Origin of the sequence: Paraferrimonas sp. SM1919 (assembly GCF_010993985.1) — a bacterium.
Taxonomy (GTDB): Bacteria; Pseudomonadota; Gammaproteobacteria; order Enterobacterales; family Shewanellaceae; genus SM1919.
Map to the genome: position 1 here is coordinate 140,749 of NZ_WINH01000005.1, position 20,608 is coordinate 161,356.

Annotated in this window: 16 protein-coding genes; 8 read left to right on the top strand and 8 right to left on the bottom strand. The window is 41.1% G+C overall.

Features of this window, described 5'->3' with window-relative positions:
- Positions 1-8: 8 nt before the first annotated feature.
- The gene (locus tag GFB48_RS04635) at positions 9-1,568 is read right to left on the bottom strand and encodes a Na+/H+ antiporter NhaC family protein (RefSeq protein WP_163931823.1); all 1,560 of its coding nucleotides are present in this window, start codon (positions 1,566-1,568) and stop codon (positions 9-11) included.
- Positions 1,569-1,941: 373 nt separating this feature from the next.
- On the opposite strand from GFB48_RS04635, the gene GFB48_RS04640 reads away from it, so the two are divergent.
- Positions 1,942-2,328 (top strand): H-NS family nucleoid-associated regulatory protein, encoded by a 387-nt coding sequence (locus GFB48_RS04640; RefSeq protein ID WP_163931827.1) that lies wholly within the window; start codon positions 1,942-1,944, stop codon positions 2,326-2,328.
- Between the two features lie 49 nt (positions 2,329-2,377).
- Here the strand turns inward: GFB48_RS04640 and GFB48_RS04645 are convergent, their stop codons facing one another.
- A complete protein-coding gene (locus GFB48_RS04645; protein WP_163931829.1) occupies positions 2,378-5,434 on the bottom strand; it encodes an efflux RND transporter permease subunit in 3,057 nt (1,018 codons plus the stop codon).
- Between the two features lie 3 nt (positions 5,435-5,437).
- Positions 5,438-6,508, bottom strand: a complete 1,071-nt coding sequence (locus tag GFB48_RS04650; RefSeq protein WP_163931833.1) for an efflux RND transporter periplasmic adaptor subunit — start codon at positions 6,506-6,508, stop codon at positions 5,438-5,440.
- 104 nt (positions 6,509-6,612) lie between these two features.
- Here GFB48_RS04650 and GFB48_RS04655 point away from each other — a divergent pair, with 104 nt between their 5' ends.
- Both GFB48_RS04655 and GFB48_RS04660 read left to right on the top strand, forming a co-directional pair.
- Positions 6,613-7,491 carry a LysR family transcriptional regulator gene (locus GFB48_RS04655; protein ID WP_163931836.1) on the top strand — a complete coding sequence of 293 codons (879 nt, stop codon included), beginning with the start codon at positions 6,613-6,615 and terminating at the stop codon, positions 7,489-7,491.
- Between the two features lie 67 nt (positions 7,492-7,558).
- Complete coding sequence (locus tag GFB48_RS04660) at positions 7,559-8,260, top strand: hypothetical protein (RefSeq protein ID WP_163931839.1); 702 nt, start codon at positions 7,559-7,561, stop codon at positions 8,258-8,260.
- A 61-nt stretch (positions 8,261-8,321) separates the two neighbouring features.
- On the opposite strand, the gene aroA is transcribed toward GFB48_RS04660, so the two are convergent.
- From aroA to gyrA, 4 genes are all read right to left on the bottom strand, one after another.
- The gene (gene aroA, locus GFB48_RS04665) at positions 8,322-9,602 is read right to left on the bottom strand and encodes a 3-phosphoshikimate 1-carboxyvinyltransferase (RefSeq protein WP_163931842.1); all 1,281 of its coding nucleotides are present in this window, start codon (positions 9,600-9,602) and stop codon (positions 8,322-8,324) included.
- A 17-nt stretch (positions 9,603-9,619) separates the two neighbouring features.
- Positions 9,620-10,717: a histidinol-phosphate transaminase gene (gene hisC / locus GFB48_RS04670; protein ID WP_163931845.1), complete on the bottom strand. Its 1,098-nt coding sequence runs from the start codon at positions 10,715-10,717 to the stop codon at positions 9,620-9,622.
- 1 nt (position 10,718) lies between these two features.
- Positions 10,719-11,798: a 3-phosphoserine/phosphohydroxythreonine transaminase gene (gene serC / locus GFB48_RS04675; protein WP_163931848.1), complete on the bottom strand. Its 1,080-nt coding sequence runs from the start codon at positions 11,796-11,798 to the stop codon at positions 10,719-10,721.
- A 119-nt stretch (positions 11,799-11,917) separates the two neighbouring features.
- Positions 11,918-14,584, bottom strand: a complete 2,667-nt coding sequence (gene gyrA / locus GFB48_RS04680) for a DNA gyrase subunit A (RefSeq protein ID WP_163931851.1) — start codon at positions 14,582-14,584, stop codon at positions 11,918-11,920.
- Positions 14,585-14,896: 312 nt separating this feature from the next.
- Here gyrA and ubiG point away from each other — a divergent pair, with 312 nt between their 5' ends.
- The 5 genes from ubiG to yfaE all read left to right on the top strand — a co-directional run bounded on the left by ubiG (position 14,897) and on the right by yfaE (position 20,373).
- The gene (gene ubiG, locus GFB48_RS04685; protein ID WP_163931854.1) at positions 14,897-15,607 is read left to right on the top strand and encodes a bifunctional 2-polyprenyl-6-hydroxyphenol methylase/3-demethylubiquinol 3-O-methyltransferase UbiG; all 711 of its coding nucleotides are present in this window, start codon (positions 14,897-14,899) and stop codon (positions 15,605-15,607) included.
- Position 15,608: 1 nt separating this feature from the next.
- The gene (locus tag GFB48_RS04690) at positions 15,609-16,295 is read left to right on the top strand and encodes an HAD family hydrolase (RefSeq protein ID WP_163931856.1); all 687 of its coding nucleotides are present in this window, start codon (positions 15,609-15,611) and stop codon (positions 16,293-16,295) included.
- A gap of 348 nt (positions 16,296-16,643) precedes the next feature.
- Positions 16,644-18,932, top strand: a complete 2,289-nt coding sequence (gene nrdA / locus GFB48_RS04695) for a class 1a ribonucleoside-diphosphate reductase subunit alpha (protein WP_163931859.1) — start codon at positions 16,644-16,646, stop codon at positions 18,930-18,932.
- Positions 18,933-18,985: 53 nt separating this feature from the next.
- Entirely contained in the window at positions 18,986-20,116 is a 1,131-nt protein-coding gene (gene nrdB / locus GFB48_RS04700; RefSeq protein WP_163931862.1) for a class Ia ribonucleoside-diphosphate reductase subunit beta, read from the top strand.
- 2 nt (positions 20,117-20,118) lie between these two features.
- Entirely contained in the window at positions 20,119-20,373 is a 255-nt protein-coding gene (gene yfaE / locus GFB48_RS04705; protein WP_163931865.1) for a class I ribonucleotide reductase maintenance protein YfaE, read from the top strand.
- 41 nt (positions 20,374-20,414) lie between these two features.
- Here the strand turns inward: yfaE and GFB48_RS04710 are convergent, their stop codons facing one another.
- Positions 20,415-20,585: a DUF6435 family protein gene (locus GFB48_RS04710; protein WP_163931867.1), complete on the bottom strand. Its 171-nt coding sequence runs from the start codon at positions 20,583-20,585 to the stop codon at positions 20,415-20,417.
- Positions 20,586-20,608 lie beyond the last annotated feature (23 nt).

The window sequence follows — 20,608 nt, forward strand, 5'->3', positions numbered from 1 at the left end:
ACTGGGATTTAACAAACAACGTTTTGTTTGAGCTTGGCAATAATGACCAAAAATACAATACAACACATTGCCAGTGCCATTAATACTGACCCAGTGTACCCTAATACAAGGTAACCTGCTACCGAGATAGTTGCCGTCATAAGTGCATAAGGTAATTGTGTCAAAACATGGTCAATATGATGACAATGGGCACCGGTAGAAGACAAAATCGTGGTATCAGATATCGGCGAACAATGGTCCCCAAATACCGCTCCCGCCAAAACCGCAGATAACATAGGTAGCATCAAACTAATATCCGCCGCTGCCGCCATATCTGCGGCAATAGGTAACATTACTCCAAATGTTCCCCAAGATGTGCCTGTAGCAAAAGCTGCCACACCTGCCAGAAGGAATAAAATGGCTGGTAACATCGCTATTGGTACAGCCTGAGCGGCTAGTGAAGCCATATATTTACCGGTTTGCATATCGGAAATAGCTGATGCTATCGTCCAAGCAAATATTAAAATCCATACCGCAGCAAGCATAGAGCGTATACCAGAGATCACTGCGATAAATATGTGTTTAACATTTTGACTTTGAATTAAAAAAAATAATGCTGTAGCAATAAATCCGATACTTGCTCCATAGAACAATGAAAAGGCGACATTTGTATTCTCGAAAGCCCCTAATACACTAAATGCTCTTGATTGTGCACTTAACGCATTGGCGCCACTGTGGATCATCAATGCAATAGTGGCAATAACAAGCAAAAAAATCGGCAAAAACAAGCCTAATTTACTGCCATTGTCACTTTGTGGTAACTCCGTGGCTTCGCCAGGGGGCGTGCCTTTAAGCTCATCAAATAACATACCTTTTTTAGCCGCTTGTTCTTGCTTGAGCATGGGTCCAATATCGAGCCCCCAATAAACCACCATAAAAAGCAAAGCTAAAGCAAACAGCGCATAAAAATTCATTGGTATCATTTGTACAAAAGCATTGAATTGCCCTATTTGCACTAAACCATGAGTTGTTAATAATCCACCGATTAAGGCAATGATATATGCTCCCCAGCTTGAAATGGGAGAAATCACACAAATGGGTGCTGCAGTAGAGTCAAGAATATAAGCTAATTTTGCTCTTGAAACATAGAAGCGATCAGTGATTGGTCGTGCTACCGCACCGACCACTATTGAATTGAAATAGTCATCAATAAAGATAACGATACCGAGTAACATAGTAAGCAACTTAGCATCACGTTTACAACGGATCCTTTCTTTGGCCCAAGTTGCAAACGCTGCTGTTGCACCGCTAATAGTGATCAACGCAGTGATCATGCCAAGCAATAAAATAAACCCTAGAATGTAAAGTTTATCTAGGTTAAATCCTGTATCTTTCCAAATGATTGAACCAAACTGAGACTGCACATACTCGGTACTGTGCACAATATTAAAATTAAACAATAGTAAAGCAGCGAGGATGATACCAATCGCTAACGATAACAACACATGGCGACTAACAATCGCTAAGAAAATGGCAATCAGTGGCGGTAACAGTGACATTGCTGAATCGGAATAATTAATCATTGACATAATTAGTCTTTAAAGAATCCATTGCTGATTCATAGAGTAGTTCAATTTACACTTTTTTACCTTGATGTTTCAAAATTTAAAAAAACATTTGTTTCACTAATGCAAATTAGGATAAGTTTCCTCTTTTGCATATTGCAGGGTTAGCAGGATAAGAAAGCGTTACCTAAGTTAAAAAGTTATCATTGATGATAATTATTCGTAACATTTACAAACAGCTATGCCTGTATTCATCTCTGGAAAATTTAATTAAAAATAATATTAAGGTATATACTAAGTGATATTAGATATTAATTTAGTAGGGATTAGATTTAAAATTTGTCTTTCCCTGATTTTTTAACTATTATATTTTTAAAATAATTAATAGGAAATCAACATGTCTGAATTCATCAGTATTTTGACCCATGGCCGTCGCTTTAAAGCTGCAGTAAAAGATCTATCTTCTAGTGAATTAAAAGAAGTTGCAGAAAAATTAGATAGTGTTATTCAAGCTAAAGAAAAAGAAGAGCAAGAGCTGCAAGCTTCACAAGCTGAAAAGATTGCTAAAATCGAAGAAATACGCAAACAAATGCAAGAATTAGGATTATCAACTGCCGATCTTGATGGCGGTGTAGCTGCACCTAAAAAGCGTGCTCCTAGACCTGCTAAATATGCCATCGATGTCGCTGGCGAGTCTATTACTTGGACAGGCCAAGGTCGTATGCCTAACGTGTTTAAAGAACAGCTAGATGCTGGTAAATCTTTAGACGATTTCTTGATTTAACAATGACAATCAATAAAAAAGGCACCGAGTGGTGCCTTTTTTATTTTAGCTAGATTTTAATTCGATAAACTAGCGTGTACATTACCGGTAAAATAATTAAGGTTAATACCGAGGCAAATCCTAAGCCAAAGATAATGGTTATTGCCATTGAACCAAAGAAGGCGTCTGTTAATAACGGCAACATCCCCAGCATAGTGGTGATAGCAGCCATAGCGACCGGCCTAACACGACTCACTGCTGAATCAACCACCGCAGCAAGCGGGGCTTTGCCAAGGTCTAGCTCAATATTAATTTGTTCTACCAGAACAATACCATTTTTAATTATCATTCCTGTTAAGCTTAATAAACCCAACAATGCCATGAAACTAAACGGAGCATCAAACAGTAATAGTCCCGATACCACACCAATTACCGAAAGAGGCACAGTAAACCATATAACTAAAGGTTGCCTTACTGAGTTAAACAATAATACCGTTATCAAAAACATCGCCAAATAGCCAAGGGGAATCGAACTGAATACTGATTGCTGAGCTTGGGAGGCTGTTTCATATTCTCCACCCCATTCTAGGGTGTAACCATCAGGTAGTACAATGGCTTCAATTTTCGGCTTTAACCTTTTAAACACTGAGTCAGCAGTTTCACCTGATCCATTTAGTGGATCTGCATACACCGCAATCATTCGTTTACGGTCCCGGCGCATGATCAGAGGGTTTTCCCACTCGCTATTGAAATTACTGACTACTTGGGTAAGTGGCACATAAACATTATTTTCGCTCCACACTTGGATCTTCGCGATACTTGATGCATCAAGTCGCTCGGATTCTGGCGCACGGGCAACAATTGGCATCAAATGACTGTGTTCTCGATAAACACCAACCACTTTACCAGTGAAATTGAGCAGCAGTGCGTTGTCGATATCACGCTTACTGATCCCTGTTTCTCTGGCTTGAGCCTGAGCTATTTCTGGTCTTATCACCATGACCTTATTGCGCCAATTGTGCCTAACTCCTGCTGCATTTTGCTCCTGCTCAAACACATTTTTAGCTTGTGCTGCTAATTGTCGCAGCACCTCAGGATCTTCACCGTAAAATCGTGCTTCAATCTTAGCGGCAGGTGATGGACCATTTTCCATATATTTAAAACGAAACTTAGCTTCAGGATAAAAATTTGGAATCGTCTTTTGTAATGCTAAGATCTGCTCTTTAAGCATGGGTAAGTTTTTCATTTTAATGATCAACTGCCCATAAGCACTATAGCTTTTCTCTGGAAAATACGGCAGTACAAACCGCTGTGCACCTTGGCCAATGACCGCAGTGACATTTTCAATGCCAATGTCATTTTGCTGTTGGAGATGCTGTATTCTTTGTTCAATATCCAATAATACTTTTTCAGTATGTAATATATCCGTTCCCTCTGGTAACCATACATCAACAAAGAAAATTGGTGTATTAGAAGCCGGAAAAAATACATTCTTAACTTTGCTAAAGCCAAAAATAGAAGCCACCAAAATAAAGACCATTAAGATTATCACCACTATTCGGTGCTTTAATGAGAAATTTAGAAGGGCTTTATAGGCTGTGAAAATAGCACCTTGATAGGGATCACTGTCATTATCTTCGCTATCTCCATCTTTAAACATTAAATCCACATAAAATGGTGTTAATGTCATCGCCGTGATCCAACTGATAAATAGAGAAATTAATAATACATAAAATAATGACGCACAGAACTCACCTGTTGCGGTATCGGACAAGCCGATTGGGGCAAAAGCGATGATGGCGATGACTGTTGCTCCAAGTAACGGCATTCTTGTTTGTTGGATCACTTTAGTGGCGGTTTGTAATTTGGTTTGACCACGCTTAAGGCCAATCAATATACCTTCAGTAACCACAATGGCATTATCCACCAACATCCCTAATGCAATAATTAACGCGCCTAACGAAATTATTTGCAATTCGATTGCCAGTACTTGCATCACGATAAAAGTACCAAGAATAGTAAGCAATAAAACGGCACCCATCAAAATACCGGAACGTACGCCCATAAATATCAACAATACCGCCACCACAATAGCAATGGATTGCGCTAGGTTGATAAGAAAACCACTGACGGTTTGTTCGACTTGTGCGCTTTGATCATAAAGAGTAATTAGCTCTATCCCTATGGGGCGCTCTGCCTCTAATTGCTGCAATTTTGTGCGTATCAATGCTCCAACCTCAACAACATTAACACCGCTGCTAAAAGCCACCCCAAGGGAAATGGCAGTTGCTTGGTCGCTGTGATAAATCACGCTCGGTGAGTCCGTTTCGCTTTTATAAACTTTGGCAATATCACCTAAACGGATCACTTTTGCAGAACCCGGTGGGCTTATCAACAATTGCTCCATTTGTGCAACACTGGCAAATTCTCCCGTTGGATTGATTCGAATACGATTATTAGCGACTAATACTGAACCGGCATTTGACACGCCATTTTGATTGGAAATTTGTCCATAGATATAATCTTGGTTAAGCCCTAAAGCGGCTAATTTCTGCTGGGATATCTCAACTACTACCTGCTGCTGACGTAGACCTGATAAATTAACTTTCTTGACTCCTTTCACTAGAATCAATTCACGTCGCAATTCATTGGCATAATTTTGTAATTCTCGCATTGAATAATCAGCACCGCTGATATTAAACAGCATGCCATACACATCACCAAAATCATCGATAACCTGAGGGCTTTGGACACCCGGAGGTAGATAGGGTTTAAGATCATTGATTTTTCGTCTAAGCTCATCCCATAGTTGGGGTAACTTATCCGAGGGAACATGCTCTTTTATTTCTACCTGAATTTGAGATAAACCGGCACTATTTATGGACGTAATATTTTTTATATTGGGTAATTTTTGAATGGCATCTTCTATTGCTAAGGTAACTTCCTCTTCCACCTGCTCTGGCGAAGCTCCTGGATACTTAGTGATAACCAATGCCGTCTTAATGGTAAATTCTGGAAATTCTAGCTGGCCTAACTGCAAAAATGACACGCTGCCGCCAATTAATAAAATAAGCGTAAACATCCAACTGACCACTTTGTTTTTAATGGCGTATTTAGCAAAATCCATGCTTTATACTCCTCGCTTCCAAACCAGTGGCTTTACTTTTAAATTAGGCGTTAATTGAGTTATGCCTGCACTGACGATTTTATCACCATGGGCCAAATCGCCATAAACTTGGATCCCATCTTTAGTTATCTCACCTATTTTAATGGGGATAGGATTAACCACAGAGGTGAGCGGATCATATTTCCACACCAGACTCTCACCTGTATGGTCATCGGTACTCACGGCTTGAATAGGAACGATAACTTCAGTAGTTTGCGGCTCTATCAGTGCTAAGTAAACTTCTGCACTCATACCAGGTAAAATCGTCGTATTCGCTGGAGGTGTTAAAGTATATGTGACTTCAAAACTTTGGGTTCCAGGGGTTACTTCGGTGGCATATTCCCGCAGGGAAATGGCAAATTGTTGCTCTGGCAATGAGGCAAAAGTCACCACTGATTGGATTTTCTGTTCAGAATTTAAATATTTCGCCAAATATTCTGGTACTTGAATTTTTACATCTAGCTGATCGGCTTTTTGGAATGTGATCACCGGCTGATTCATACCAATCACCTGAAAATTGTCGGCATTGATACTGGCAATGGTGCCATCATAAGGTGCAAACACTTGATGATAACTTAGATTACTTTTAGCCAGTTCTAAAGCTGCCTTAGCAGAAGTTAATTGTGCTTTGGCCGTGTCATATTCTACTCTTGAAGTCAGCTGTTTGGCATAAAGTTTGTCGCTGCGCTCAAATTGCAATTTCGCTATATCAAAACGGGCTTGCCTATCTGCCAAGGTATTACGAGCGTCGCGATCATCTAACTGTGCAATTAACTCCCCTTTTTTTAAGGTTGAGCCTGCTGTTTTATAAAAATTAATAAGTTGTCCTGATACCCGAAACGCGATATCAACCTTTTTAGTTGAGGCAACCTTACCTGGAAAGGTTCTTTTTTTTACAGACAGATTGTGATCAATTGTGAATAATTTAACAGGTTGAATAACCCCCTCAGGCTCATTAAACGTCTGTTGATGGGGATCACAACCCGCTATTAGCAATGTTGTGCTGATGGCAATGGTAGTCAAAACTGCTTTCATAATAATTATCCTAAAATATCGTAACTTAAGAATAGCATTTAACACTGTTGATAAAAATGAGATAGAATGGAACTTACAGTTGCAACTATTACAACAACTTTAAAATGAAAACAGAAGATATCATATTATTTCAACGCATTATGGAATCGGGCAGTTTAGTTGAAGCTGCGAAATTGACTGGCCAATCAAAGTCAACCCTAAGTCGACGGATCAGCCAGTTAGAAGACGATATTGGTACCAAGTTGTTTCATAGACATAATCGCCAATTTCAAGCCACTCGTTCAGGGCTGCATTTTTACGAAGCTAGTCTCGATATTATCAACCAGCTAGAGTCCACACTTACCGCTATCAACAAAGGTCAACAACAGCTTAGTGGCCAAGTTCGTGTGCTGCTTTTTCCTGGACCTGATCTAATGATGATTTTAGACAGCATTTTTAAGTTCATGGACAAACACCCCAACGTCAATATTGAGCTGATGCAGTCAACTGGAACTTATGACTTGATTAAGCATCAAATAGATTTGGCATTCATGGTGCAAGATACGTTCAACGGTCAAGAAGTCGTTGCCCGTCCTCTCGTTAACCACCCTCTGTTATTTACCGCGAGTCCGGTTTACCTGTCTCAGCACGGAACCCCCTCTCAACTGAGCCAACTGCAGCAACACAAGTTCATACTATATCGATGGCCTGGTAATCCAGTGATCCATGATCTCCCCCTTAAAGATGGCAACAGCTTATCTGTAACCGGTACATTATGCGTTAACTCTGTTCACCTAGCGACTAGCGCTGCAGTACAGGGGCGAGGGATTGCTTACCTGCCGGAAACATTCTGCACACCCTACATAGCACGGGGAGAGTTAGTGCATTTATTTAAAGACGTAGAGCCCTTTATTGGCACCGGTTACCTAGTTTACCCGTCAAGGCGTTTTATTGCTCCTGCAGCAAAAGCACTGATTGACCATCTATACCATGAATTATTATGAATAGTGACTTTTAATAGCCCTGTTTATTTGTTATTTTTTATTAATAATTTCAGTTGATTAAAGAAGAATGCCTTTTAACATCACTAAAGTTCTACTGGCGAGTTTGCTCTATCCAGTGGTAAATTTCCGCCGGGTTATTAATGCCGTCACTCTACCCTTTTTTATTTTTACTATGAATTGGGCCATAACCTTAAAATTTGGCTCAGATTCTATCGCTATTACTTGGCTTGGGTTTGCAATTCAAATCATAGCCATCGCCATGTTACTGGTAAATTGCATTTATCTTACTGTGAGCACGAAACCGTTATCTTTGGGCCGTAAATTAACCTGCTACGGCCGTGTAACCGTTCTCTTAGCGGGCTTTACCGGCTTACTTTTTATCGGGCGCATTATTTTCTTAGCGCTTTACGTAATGCTGTTTAACCTAGATAAGGCCAACTTTCAGATGGTAGATTATTTGGCTTATCTATTATCCTCTGCGGTATTATTTTGGTCGATTATGGTTATTCCTAACTATATAGAAACAGGTAAAGTCAATTTAGCTCAAGTCAAGCGACTAACGGCAGGGGTAAAACTTAAACTATTAATGTTATGTCTTATCTATCAGTTACTGATGTATATTCCTATTATTTTAATAGGACAAAATGGCACGCTGATTTACCAACTGATATTCATAATTTCACACTATGCCAGCTATAGCATTGGCTGCTTTGTTGTCGCATTAAGTTTTCTCGAACTCAAAGACAGCCGGCCTAAATATACTGACTAACTTAAATGCTATTGATACAAAAACGCCGCTTACACAGCGGCATTTTTTATCGGATTAACGCTTAGTTGCTGATCTGTGAAAATCGTTCAAAGTAATCAGGGAAAGTTTTAGAAGTACATTTAGGATCATTAATGGTTATGCCACAATCAGCCAAAGCGACCAATGAGAAACACATGGCCATTCGGTGATCATTATAGGTATCAATCGCCGCAGTATTGATCCTTGCTGGTGGTGTAACCTTAATGTAGTCATGGCCCTCTTCCACAATCGCGCCCACCTTTTTTAGCTCGGTCGCCATCGCAGCCAGACGATCGGTCTCTTTAATACGCCAGTTGTAAATATTGGTCATGGTGGTAGTGCCTTTAGCAAATAAAGCCGCAACCGCAATAGTCATCGCCGCATCAGGGATATGATTCATGTCCATGTCAATGGCCGTTAATGGTGAACCGCGAGCAATGATGTAATCTGGACCCCATTCAATGTCTGCGCCCATTGCTTCTAATGCTGCGGCAAATTGCACGTCACCTTGAATTGATTCTGTACCGACACCAGTTACTTTTACGCTGCCGCCTTTAATGGCACCTGCAGCTAAGAAGTAAGAAGCAGAGCTGGCATCACCTTCTACGAGCAAATCACCGGCGCCTTGGTAAACTTGACCACCTTTAACTACGAACTTCTCATAGTTTTGGTTTTCAACCACTACACCAAACTTAGCCATCAAGGACAAGGTAATATCAATGTATGGTTTAGAAACTAACTCACCCACTACATTAATGATCACATCTTCTTTGGCCATTGGCACAACCATTAATAGCGCCGTTAGGAACTGTGATGAAAGGTTACCGCGAATATCAACACTGCCGCCGCTTAGGCCTGTGCCTTCAATTTTTAACGGTGGAAAGCCTTCATTTTTTAGGTAAGTCACTTTCGCGCCTAACGGCTCAAGGGCAGAGATCAGATCGCCAATTGGACGCTCTTCCATTCGTGGCTCACCCGTTAAGGTAAACTCACCACTTGAAAGCGTTAATGCTGCCGCTAATGGGCGCATCGCCGTACCAGCATTGCCTAAAAATAACTCTAACGCCTGGGTCGATTCAAAACCACGCCCTAAACCTTCAACCACACATTCGGTTTTGTCGCTCGATAGTTGGTAATTCACACCAAGCTGAGTCAGTGCATCCAGCATATGACGTATGTCGTCAGAATCTAACAGGTTAGTTAAACGAGTTGTACCTTCTGCCAAAGCTGCTAGCAGCAGTGCACGGTTTGAGATACTTTTTGAACCTGGAATATTGATTTCGCCATCCACTTTTGCGATGGGCTTTAATGTTAACTGCTCCATTTTACTCTCTGTCACTCTTATAATTTTATTAGGTTCATAGCATCCATAAAGGTGCGATTTTCAGATTCCGTACCAATGCTTACACGCAAATAATCCGCTAAACCATATCCAGCAACGGGGCGTACAATCACCCCCAATTTTAATAGTTGTTGATAGATATCATTCGCTTGCGGACCTACTTTAATACAAATGAAATTGCCCTTTGAAGGAATATATTCAATCCCCTTTTGTTGCAAAAACATTTCTAACAACTGCATTTGCTCTGCATTTAATCTTACCGAAGTTTGTAAATATGACTCATCTTGTAAACTTGCCTCGGCAGCCACTAAGGCTAAAGTGTTATTGTTAAAAGGTTCGCGCACTCGATTAAGCATACTTGAAATCGGCTGTGAACTCATGGCATAGCCTATGCGCAATCCCGCTAAACCATAGGCCTTTGAGAAAGTACGGCAAACAATGAGGTTATCGTGTTTGTTCAACAGCTGGGCAATATCTAATCGCTCACTGGCTGCTAAATATTCGGTATAGGCTTCATCTAATACAATCAGTGTCTGCTTTGGCACTGCGGCAATAAAACCAGCCATGACTTGTGGTTCTATAAAGGTTCCTGTAGGGTTATTCGGATTAGCAACACACACTAACTTAGTGTTCACATCTATCGCAGCCAACATGGCCTCTAAATCATGGCCATAGCTTTGTGCTGGGATTTCTCTGTGTTCAGCCCCAATCCCTTGGGTTAACAGCTTATAGACAATAAAGGCGTATTGCGAATAAACCACGTTGTCGCCACTGCCAACAAAGGTGCGGAAAATCATTTCTAGGACTTCGTTGGAGCCATTACCTAAAGTGAATTGGTCTGAACCTAACCCGTGTTGTTGAGCTAAAGCCTGCTTTAAGTCATGGCCACTACCATCTGGATAACGGGTGAGATCTTCAATCGCGCTTTTTATCGCTTGCTTGGCTCTTGGACCAATACCTAACGGGTTTTCATTAGAGGCGAGTTTAACGATATTGGTAATGCCTAATTCCCGTTCTAACTCTTCAATGGGTTTACCTGGTTGGTACGGGTGTAAGCCCGCTACCCCTTGGTTAATAAGTTTATCAAGGTTAAGCATATTACTGATTCGCCTTTGCAAATTTATCCATAAAAGCCACTAAAGCAATCGCACCTTGTTCAGGCATAGCGTTGTAAAGACTGGCACGCATACCACCTACAATTCGGTGCCCTTTTAATGCTAGTAAACCTGCTTTTTCAGCTTGCTGCAAAAACTCTCCATCTAATTCGCTGTTTAGTAATTGGAAAGTTGCATTCATACGAGAACGATTCTCTGTTGCCACGCCATTAGTATAGAAATCAGACTTGGCAATATAATCGTACAAGGTTGCTGCTTTACGGATGTTCTTTTGTTCAATTGCCTTAACTCCACCTTCTGCTTTTAACCACTTAAATACCAATGATGCTAAGTACATGGCATAGGTTGGTGGCGTATTAAACATAGAGTCGGCATCGGCTGTGATTTGATAGTCAGCAATCGACGGCATCGCTAATTTAGGTAACTTAAGCATGTCTTTACGAACGATAACTAAAGCGAGACCAGATGGGCCAATGTTTTTTTGTGCACCCGCATAAATAAGGCCATATTTAGATACATCAATCTCACGGGATAAAATGCAAGATGACATGTCGGCAATGACCGGCCATGGTGCATTTGGCTCTTCAAAAATCTCAATACCATCGACGGTTTCATTTGGGCAATAGTGCACATAGCGATAATCACCCTGTGATGGATCAAGGGCTGGGAATTTTGCACCTTTACCATCTTCAGTGGCAAAAGTAATATCTAACTCATCAACGTCAGCAAATTTTCTTGCTTCTGCCACCGCTGATTTTGACCATTGACCAGAAGTCAAATAAAGCGCTTTACCATTATCGCCTAGAAAGTTTTGAGCAATCGCGGCAAATTGACCACGACCACCACCATGCATGAATAAGACATGGTAGTCATCGGGAATATTCATTAATTCGCGTAAGTCAGCTTCAGCTTGATTAGCGAGAGCGATGAATGGTTTACCACGGTGGCTGACTTCCATTACCGACACACCTTGATCTTGCCAATTAATAAACTCAGCTTGAGCTTGCTGCATTACTGCTGGAGGTAACATGGCTGGGCCAGCACAAAAGTTAAATACTTGCATGGATACATTCCTTGAACAGCTTAAAGGTAAAGCCTTAAATTATATTTTTAAATTAGCTATATAATGCCAGAAACAAAGCGAGCGCCATATAGGCGCTCGCATTTTTTTATTGAAGATTTTTATTCTTCGGTTGCGTTTTCGGCAACATCACCGGATGCACTCGCTTCGACTTGCTCCAGTTCAGAATTTTCAACATCCTGATCTTGTTCTATCTCATCGATACGCTCTAGCCCAACGACTTTTTCTTCTTCAGAGGTTCGGATAAGTGTAACACCTTGAGTATTACGTCCAACCTGAGAAACACCCTCAACAGGGGTTCTCACCAGAGTACCCTGATTAGAAATGAGCATGATTTCATCATTAGGATTAACTTGAACCGCACCAACGACTAGGCCATTACGCTCACTCACCTTGATGGATACGACACCTTTCGTTGCTCTTGACTTCGCAGGATAATCACCAATAACAGTTCGCTTACCGTAACCATTCTCAGTTACCGTTAGAATGTCACCGTCACCCTTAGGAACAATCAGAGAAACCACTTTTTGCTCGCCTTCAAGCTTGATACCACGAACACCTGTAGCCGTTCTTCCCATTGGACGAAGCGCCAGCACTTCATTGCCTTCTTCATCGACTTTGACCAAGCCAGTTTCGCTATCACGAACCTTCTCACCAAAGCGCACGACTTTACCTTCGTTAGAGAACAGCATGATTTCGTCATCACCATTGGTAATATCAACACCAATAAGCTGATCGCCCTCTTTCAAGTTTACGGCAATGATGCCGTTAGCACGAGGATTTGAATAGGCCGTTAATGCGGTTTTCTTAACAATACCATCGGCCGTTGCCATGATAATGAACTTATCTTCCGCGTATTCGCGCACAGGAAGAATTGCGGTAATACGCTCGTCTTCTTGTAAAGGTAATAAGTTAACAATTGGACGACCACGAGCCTGACGACTGGCAAGCGGTAACTGATAGACTTTAAGCCAGTACATTTTACCAAAGTCAGAGAAACATAAGATGGTGTCATGGGTATTAGCCACCAGTAATTTCTCAACGAAATCTTCGTCTTTTACCTTAGTTGCAGCTTTACCTTTACCACCACGACGCTGAGCCTGATAGTCGGTTAAAGCTTGATACTTAACATAACCCGCATGCGATAGCGTCACCACCACATCTTCTTCAGTAATTAAGTCTTCAAGGTTAATATCATGGGAAGCATTAGTGATTTCTGTGCGACGCTCATCACCAAATTCAACGATAACTTCGTCTAATTCATCACGGATGACTTCTAATAAACGCTCTGGTGAACCAAGAATGTATAACAGCTCTGCTATAAGTTGTAACAGCTCTTCGTATTCATTAATGATCTTACCGTGTTCTAAACCTGTCAGTTTTTGTAAACGCAAATCTAGAATCGCTTGCGCCTGCTGTTCTGTTAGGTAGTACAGACCGTCACGAATACCAAATTCTGGCTCTAGCCACTCTGGTCGGGCGGCATCGTCGCCGGCTTTCTCAAGCATCGCGGCCACCGTGCCGAGTTCCCAACCACGAGCAATCAGCTTGGCTTTTGCTTCACTCGGCGTTGGCGCATGCCTTATCAGCTCAATCACTGGATCAATATTAGCCAACGCAACGGCTAGTGCTTCTAAGATATGGGCTTTGTCACGGGCTTTGCGTAAATCATATACTGTACGACGAGTCACCACTTCACGACGGTGAAGTAAGAATGATTCCAGCATTTCTTTTAAGTTGAATATACGCGGCTGACCATTATCAAGGGCAACCATGTTGATCCCAAATACGGTTTGCATTTGAGTCTGAGAGTAAAGGTTATTTAATACAACCTCACCCACTTCGCCACGTTTGATTTCGATAACAATACGCATGCCGTCTTTATCAGACTCATCTCTAAGCGCAGAAATACCTTCAATCTTCTTATCTTTAACCAGCTCGGCAATTTTTTCAATTAAACGAGCTTTATTCACCTGATAAGGAATTTCGGTGACGATAATGCGTTCTTTACCGTTCTCTTCTTCCACTTCAGCGCGAGCACGCATATAAACTTTGCCGCGGCCAGTATTATATGCATCAATAATGCCCTTACGGCCTGAAATAATACCCGCAGTCGGGAAATCCGGACCTGGAATGTACGCCATTAACTCTTCAATTGTGAGTTCTGGATTATCAATCAGGGCTAAACAACCTTTGACGACTTCCGTTAGGTTATGCGGAGCAATGTTGGTAGCCATACCTACCGCAATACCCGAAGAGCCATTTACCAGCAGGTTTGGAACACGAGTTGGCATTACCGCAGGAATTTGTTCAGTACCATCGTAGTTAGGGACAAAATCAACGGTTTCTTTATCTAGGTCGGCAAGCAATTGGTGGGCCAATTTATCCATACGGATTTCGGTATAACGCATTGCCGCTGCACTATCACCGTCGACAGAACCAAAGTTACCTTGGCCATCAACTAGGGTATAACGCATTGAGAAATCTTGAGCTAGACGAACGATAGTGTCATATACTGCACTATCACCATGGGGATGATATTTACCGATTACATCACCAACCACACGGGCAGACTTTTTATATGGCTTATTCCAGTCATTACTTAATTCGTTCATTGCAAAAAGCACACGTCTGTGTACCGGCTTTAAGCCATCACGAACATCTGGTAATGCACGCCCAACGATTACACTCATGGCATAATCAAGATAGGACGCCTTTAATTCATCTTCGATATTAATTGGCGAAATTTCTGTAGCCAGATCGGTCATAACTTGTTCTATCCCCTAAAAAAATGCTGACAAAAGCTTCATGCTTAAGACTGCTTTGTCGAAAAGTTAAAAATAAAGTTATTCCAACAACCCTATTACGTTATCAACTTTATGATGGAAAAACTTAATAGCCCAATACAACAGTAGTCTGGTTAAAGTTTAACCCTGACAATAAACAACCTTTGTGCAGCCAAGTAACTTTGCATTCTAACACAGAAAATTTGATTATCTAGAGGCACTTTATCCTCTTTGCAAATCTTATTTAGCCTTTATAATGAAACAAGACATAAGTTAACCAAAATAGAGCAAAAGATGTCCAATAATCAAAATGTTGACCCACAAGAAATAAGTAAGTTTGAAAAAATGGCAGCCACATGGTGGGATTTGCAAGGAGACTTCAAACCTCTTCATAAAATGAACCATCTAAGACTGGATTACATTGACCGTGGCGCAAACGGCTTATTCGGCAAGAAAGTGCTCGATGTTGGTTGTGGCGGCGGTATCTTAGCGGAATCAATGGCCAAACTCGGCGCCAAAGTTGATGGCATTGATATGGGGCACGACCCTCTGGAAGTGGCAAAGCTGCATGCATTGGAGGCTGGTGTTGAAGTTAATTACCAGCAAATTACCGCAGAGCAACACGCTCAAACTCACCAACAACACTACGATGTCGTAACCTGTATGGAAATGTTAGAACATGTTCCAGATCCTGCTTCAGTGATTAATGCCTGCCAACAAATGCTGAAACCTGGCGGTGTTGCATTTTTCTCGACCATTAATCGTACCGTGATGTCCTACCTGCAGGCGATTATCGGCGCTGAGTATGTGCTTAAAATGTTACCTAAGGGAACCCATGATCACTCTAAATTCATGAAACCTTCAGAGCTTATCCAATGTGCTGAGAATAATGGCTTAGTATGCGAAGGGTCAATGGGGGTTAAGTACAATCCATTAACTGAAATCTTTTCGTTAACGGCTGATCTTGGGGTGAACTACATGATCATCACTCGTAAGCAAAGTTAATATGACTAAGAAAAATTTAGGGGTGCTGTTCGACTTAGATGGCACCTTAGCAGATACCGCTGCTGATTTATTAAAGACATTAGAACTTACGTTACAGCATTTGGGTTACGATACTTCTCAATTGGCGGATCTAACAGAATATGCCTCGGATGGTTCTTTAGGGCTGTTAGAGGCGGCTCTCGGGCCTTTACCCGAAACCAAACAGCAAGCGTATAAGCAAGTATTTTTTGAACAATTTTATGGGATTAATGGCCAGGCTTTCCGATTGTTCCCAGGTGTTGAAGAATTACTCAAGCATTTACACGACCATGAGATACCGTGGGGCGTCGTTACCAATAAGCCCGCATGTTTTGCTAGGCCGCTGTTAAAGCAGTTCCCATATCAGCCCCAGACTTTTATAAGTGGTGACTCATGCACCACTCGAAAACCCGATATCGCCCCTATGTTATTGGCATCGCAACAGATTAACGTCGACCCGGAAAATATTTATTACTTGGGAGATGCCCTCAGAGATATTGATGCTGCTCGGGGAGCAAACATGAAAAGTGTCGCGGTGTATTGGGGTTACATAAAAGCAACAGATGATCCCCAAAAATGGAACGCTGAATACTATATCAACAATCCAACCGAGTTGCTCAGTTTGTTAACAAATTGCAAGATTAAAAAAACAGCGAACAGAACAAGCTAATCAAAAAATTATTTAGCAATAAAAGGCTAAGTAAAGTATCTAAGTGCGTGTTTTAAAAAGGGGTCTCAGTTAGGCAATACTAACCCCTTATTTACTCCCCAAGTTATCCACAGATATGCCCACAAGCTATCCCTTGCAAATACCTGCAAACCTCACTATCTTGTCGCCAAATTAAATTTAAACACTAGATGTTGTGTTTGGCACCCGTGTGCGACCAAATTGGCAAATAACTTAAATCAGTATTGTAATACTTATTTGTTACTGATATGTTAACCCTACTTTGGCCCTTTTATATGGATATTTTTGATGCCAACACAACATAATGATTTTGTTTCAAGGCAACTTAAAATGAATAACAACTTGACCGTTACCAAACGCAGTGGAAGCAGAGAACTGATTGATCTAGAAAAGATCCATCGAGTGATCTCATGGGCCGCTCAAGGCTTAGATAATGTTTCGGTATCTGAAGTAGAATTAAAGTCTCACATCCAGTTTTTTGATGGTATGAAAACTGAAACTATCCATGAGACCATTATCCGTGCTGCAGCAGAACTTATCTCAACCGAAACGCCTGATTATCAGTACTTAGCTGCACGTTTGGCCGTTTTCCATTTAAGAAAAAAAGCCTATGGTCAATTTGAGCCACCGACACTCTATGACCATGTAAGCAAGATGGTTGAGCTAGGTAAATACGATAGACATATCTTATCTGATTACAGCAAGCAAGAGCTCGATGAGTTAGACGATTACATCGACCACTGGCGAGACATGAACTTTGCTTACGCCGCGGTCAAACAGCTTGAGGGTAAATACCTAGTTCAGAACCGTGTAACAGGAGAAGTGTACGAAAGTGCTCAGTTCCTATATGTACTGGTTGCTGCGTGTCTGTTTGCAAATTACCCTAAAGCAACACGTTTAGAATACGTGAAACGCTTTTATGATGCGGTATCAACATTCAAGATTTCTTTACCTACACCAATTATGGCTGGTGTACGTACGCCTACGCGCCAATTCAGTTCATGTGTACTGATTGAAACCGATGACTCATTAGACTCGATCAATGCAACTGCTTCTTCGATCGTTAAGTATGTTTCTCAACGAGCTGGTATTGGGATTAATGCTGGCCGTATCCGAGCCATTGGTAGTGCTATTCGTGGTGGTGAAGCCTTTCACACCGGTTGTCTTCCTTTTTATAAGTACTTCCAAACAGCTGTAAAAAGTTGTTCACAAGGTGGTGTACGTGGTGGTGCCGCCACCCTATTCTACCCATTTTGGCATCTAGAAGTAGAATCATTGCTGGTACTTAAGAATAACCGTGGCGTAGATGAAAACCGTGTTCGTCACCTCGATTATGGTGTTCAATTAAACCGCACTATGTACCAACGCTTAGTGGATAATGGTTATATTACTCTATTTAGCCCTTCAGATGTCCCTGGCTTATACGATGCATTTTTCGAAGACCAGAATCTTTTTGAAGAACTCTACAAAAAATACGAACTCGACGAAAGCATTCGTAAGCAGAAGGTTAAAGCAACCGAACTGTTCTCTACATTAATGCAAGAGCGTGCTTCGACAGGTCGTATTTATATTCAGAATGTGGATCACTGTAACACTCACAGCCCGTTTGATTCTAAAGTCGCGCCGATTAAGCAATCTAACTTATGTTTAGAAATCGCGTTACCAACCAAACCGTTGAATAATGTTGATGATCCTAACGGTGAAATTGCCCTATGTACCCTATCAGCGTTCAACTTAGGGGCAATAGAAAGCCTAGATGAACTGGCACCATTAGCCGATCTAGCGGTACGTGCTCTTGATAGTTTACTTGATTATCAGGATTACCCGATGATTGCCGCTCGCAAAGGCTCTATGGATCGTCGTACTCTAGGTATAGGTGTGATTAACTTCTCTTATTACCTAACCAAAAATGGCGCTAAATATTCTGATGGTTCAGGTAATAATCTTACCCATAAGACCTTTGAAGCAATTCAGTATTATCTATTGAAAGCCTCAAATGAGCTTGCGATTGAACAAGGTGCATGTCCAAAATTCCATGAAACGACATACTCAAAAGGTATTTTACCAATTGATACCTACAAAAAGGCGCTAGACCAGATTTGTGATGAGCCATTACACCTGGATTGGGAAGGTTTACGTAAGAATATTGTTCAGCATGGTCTGCGCAACTCGACCTTATCAGCGCTAATGCCATCGGAAACGTCATCGCAGATGTCGAATGCGACTAACGGTATTGAGCCACCCCGTGGGCTGATCAGTGTTAAGCAGTCTAAAGATGGTATTTTGAAGCAGGTTGTGCCTGAGTTTGAAAGCCTTAAAGACAACTACGAATTATTGTGGGATATGCCTAATAACCAAGGTTATCTTGAGCTCGTTGGTCTAATGCAGAAGTTCGTAGACCAAGCCATTTCTGCTAACACCAGTTATGACCCGAGTCGTTTTACTGACAACAAAGTGCCAATGCAGGCACTTTTAAAAGACTTGTTAACTTCATACAAACTTGGTCTAAAGACACTTTACTACCATAACACCCGTGATGGTGCGTCTGACAAAGTGTCAGATGGTGAAGTCGTAGAGAAAGAAGATGAAAGCTGCGCAGGCGGCGGTTGTAAGATTTAATATTATGGGGTCTCTAGGCCCCTAATTAGCTTTGCACATGGAGCGCAGCTTTAATGAAATATAGTATTTTTAACCAAACAGCGAACGATCAAACCAAAGAACCCATGTTCCTTGGTAATAGCGTCAATGTTTCTCGTTATGATCAGCAAAAACACGAAGTTTTTGAAAAGTTGATTGAAAAACAACTTTCTTTTTTCTGGCGTCCGGAAGAAGTCGATGTATCAAAAGATAAAATTGATTTTGCTCGCTTACCTAAGCATGAGCAGCATATTTTTATCTCCAACTTAAAATACCAAACGCTTCTTGATTCTATTCAGGGTCGTTCTCCAAACGTTGCTTTCTTACCGCTAGTATCCATTCCAGAGCTAGAGACTTGGATTGAAACTTGGTCATTTTCTGAGACCATACATTCACGTTCATACACACACATTATTAGAAATATCGTCAACGATCCTGCTGAAGTTTTTGATGATATTGTTGAAAATGAAGAAATTAAAAAGCGTGCCGGTGATATTTCACAATACTATGACCATCTCATTGAACTGACTCAAATCTTTCACTTACACGGTGAAGGTGAACATGAGATTGATGGCAAGCTTATTAGTGTTAGCAAACGTGAAATCAAAAAAGCACTGTATTTATGTATTGCTGCAGTTAACGTTCTTGAAGCTATTCGTTTCTACGTCAGTTTTGCTTGTTCATTTGCGTTTGCCGAGCGTGAATTGATGGAGGGTAATGCTAAAATTATCCGTTTGATTGCCCGTGATGAAGCATTACATTTAAACGGTACGCAGCAGATGATTAACCTAATGCGTAATGGCCGTGATGACATTGAGATGGTTGAAATCGCTTTTGAACTAGAAGATGAAGTAAAAGACATCTTCATTAGAGCCGCTGAACAAGAAAAAGAATGGGCCAAGTACCTATTCAAAGATGGCTCAATGATTGGTCTGAATGAAACCATTTTATGTCAATACGTTGAATACATAACTAACCAACGTATGAAGGCTATTGGTCTTACCCCTGCTTATGAAGCTAAATCGAATCCATTACCTTGGATGAAGAATTGGTTAGAATCTGATGCTGTTCAGGTAGCCCCACAAGAAGTTGAGGTATCTTCTTATTTGGTTGGCCAAATCGATGCCAATGTCAATGTCGAAGAATTTGGCGATTTCGAGCTGTAATCATGTCATGGATTACGGTTAAGGAACATAGACCCATATTTTATCAAGATGAGTCAAAAACCTTACTCGACACCTTAGAAGATGCAAAAGTAGAAATTTACTCAGAGTGCCGCAATGGTTATTGCGGTTCTTGTAAAAGCAAATTGATTAGGGGGGAAGTTTACTATCCAGAATCTCCCCTCACCTTTCTTGATGATCAGGAATGCTTGCCTTGCATCTGTTACCCTAAAGGTGATGTCGAAATCGAAATTGAATAAAACTGCCAATGGCAGTTTTTTTATAATTTAAATGGCTCAGTTTAATCAGACTTTAGCCTCTTAATATCCACAAACAGCTCTTCAGCTTCAGCCATAATCCTCATATAAAGTTGTTCTTTTCCAGCTTTTTTTGCTTTAAAAGCTTGTTCTAACAACTTTGAATGCCTTACCTTAAGTTTTTTGGCTTGTTCGCTACTGTTGTAAATATTCATATCAGCTCCTTTTCAAAAGCTAA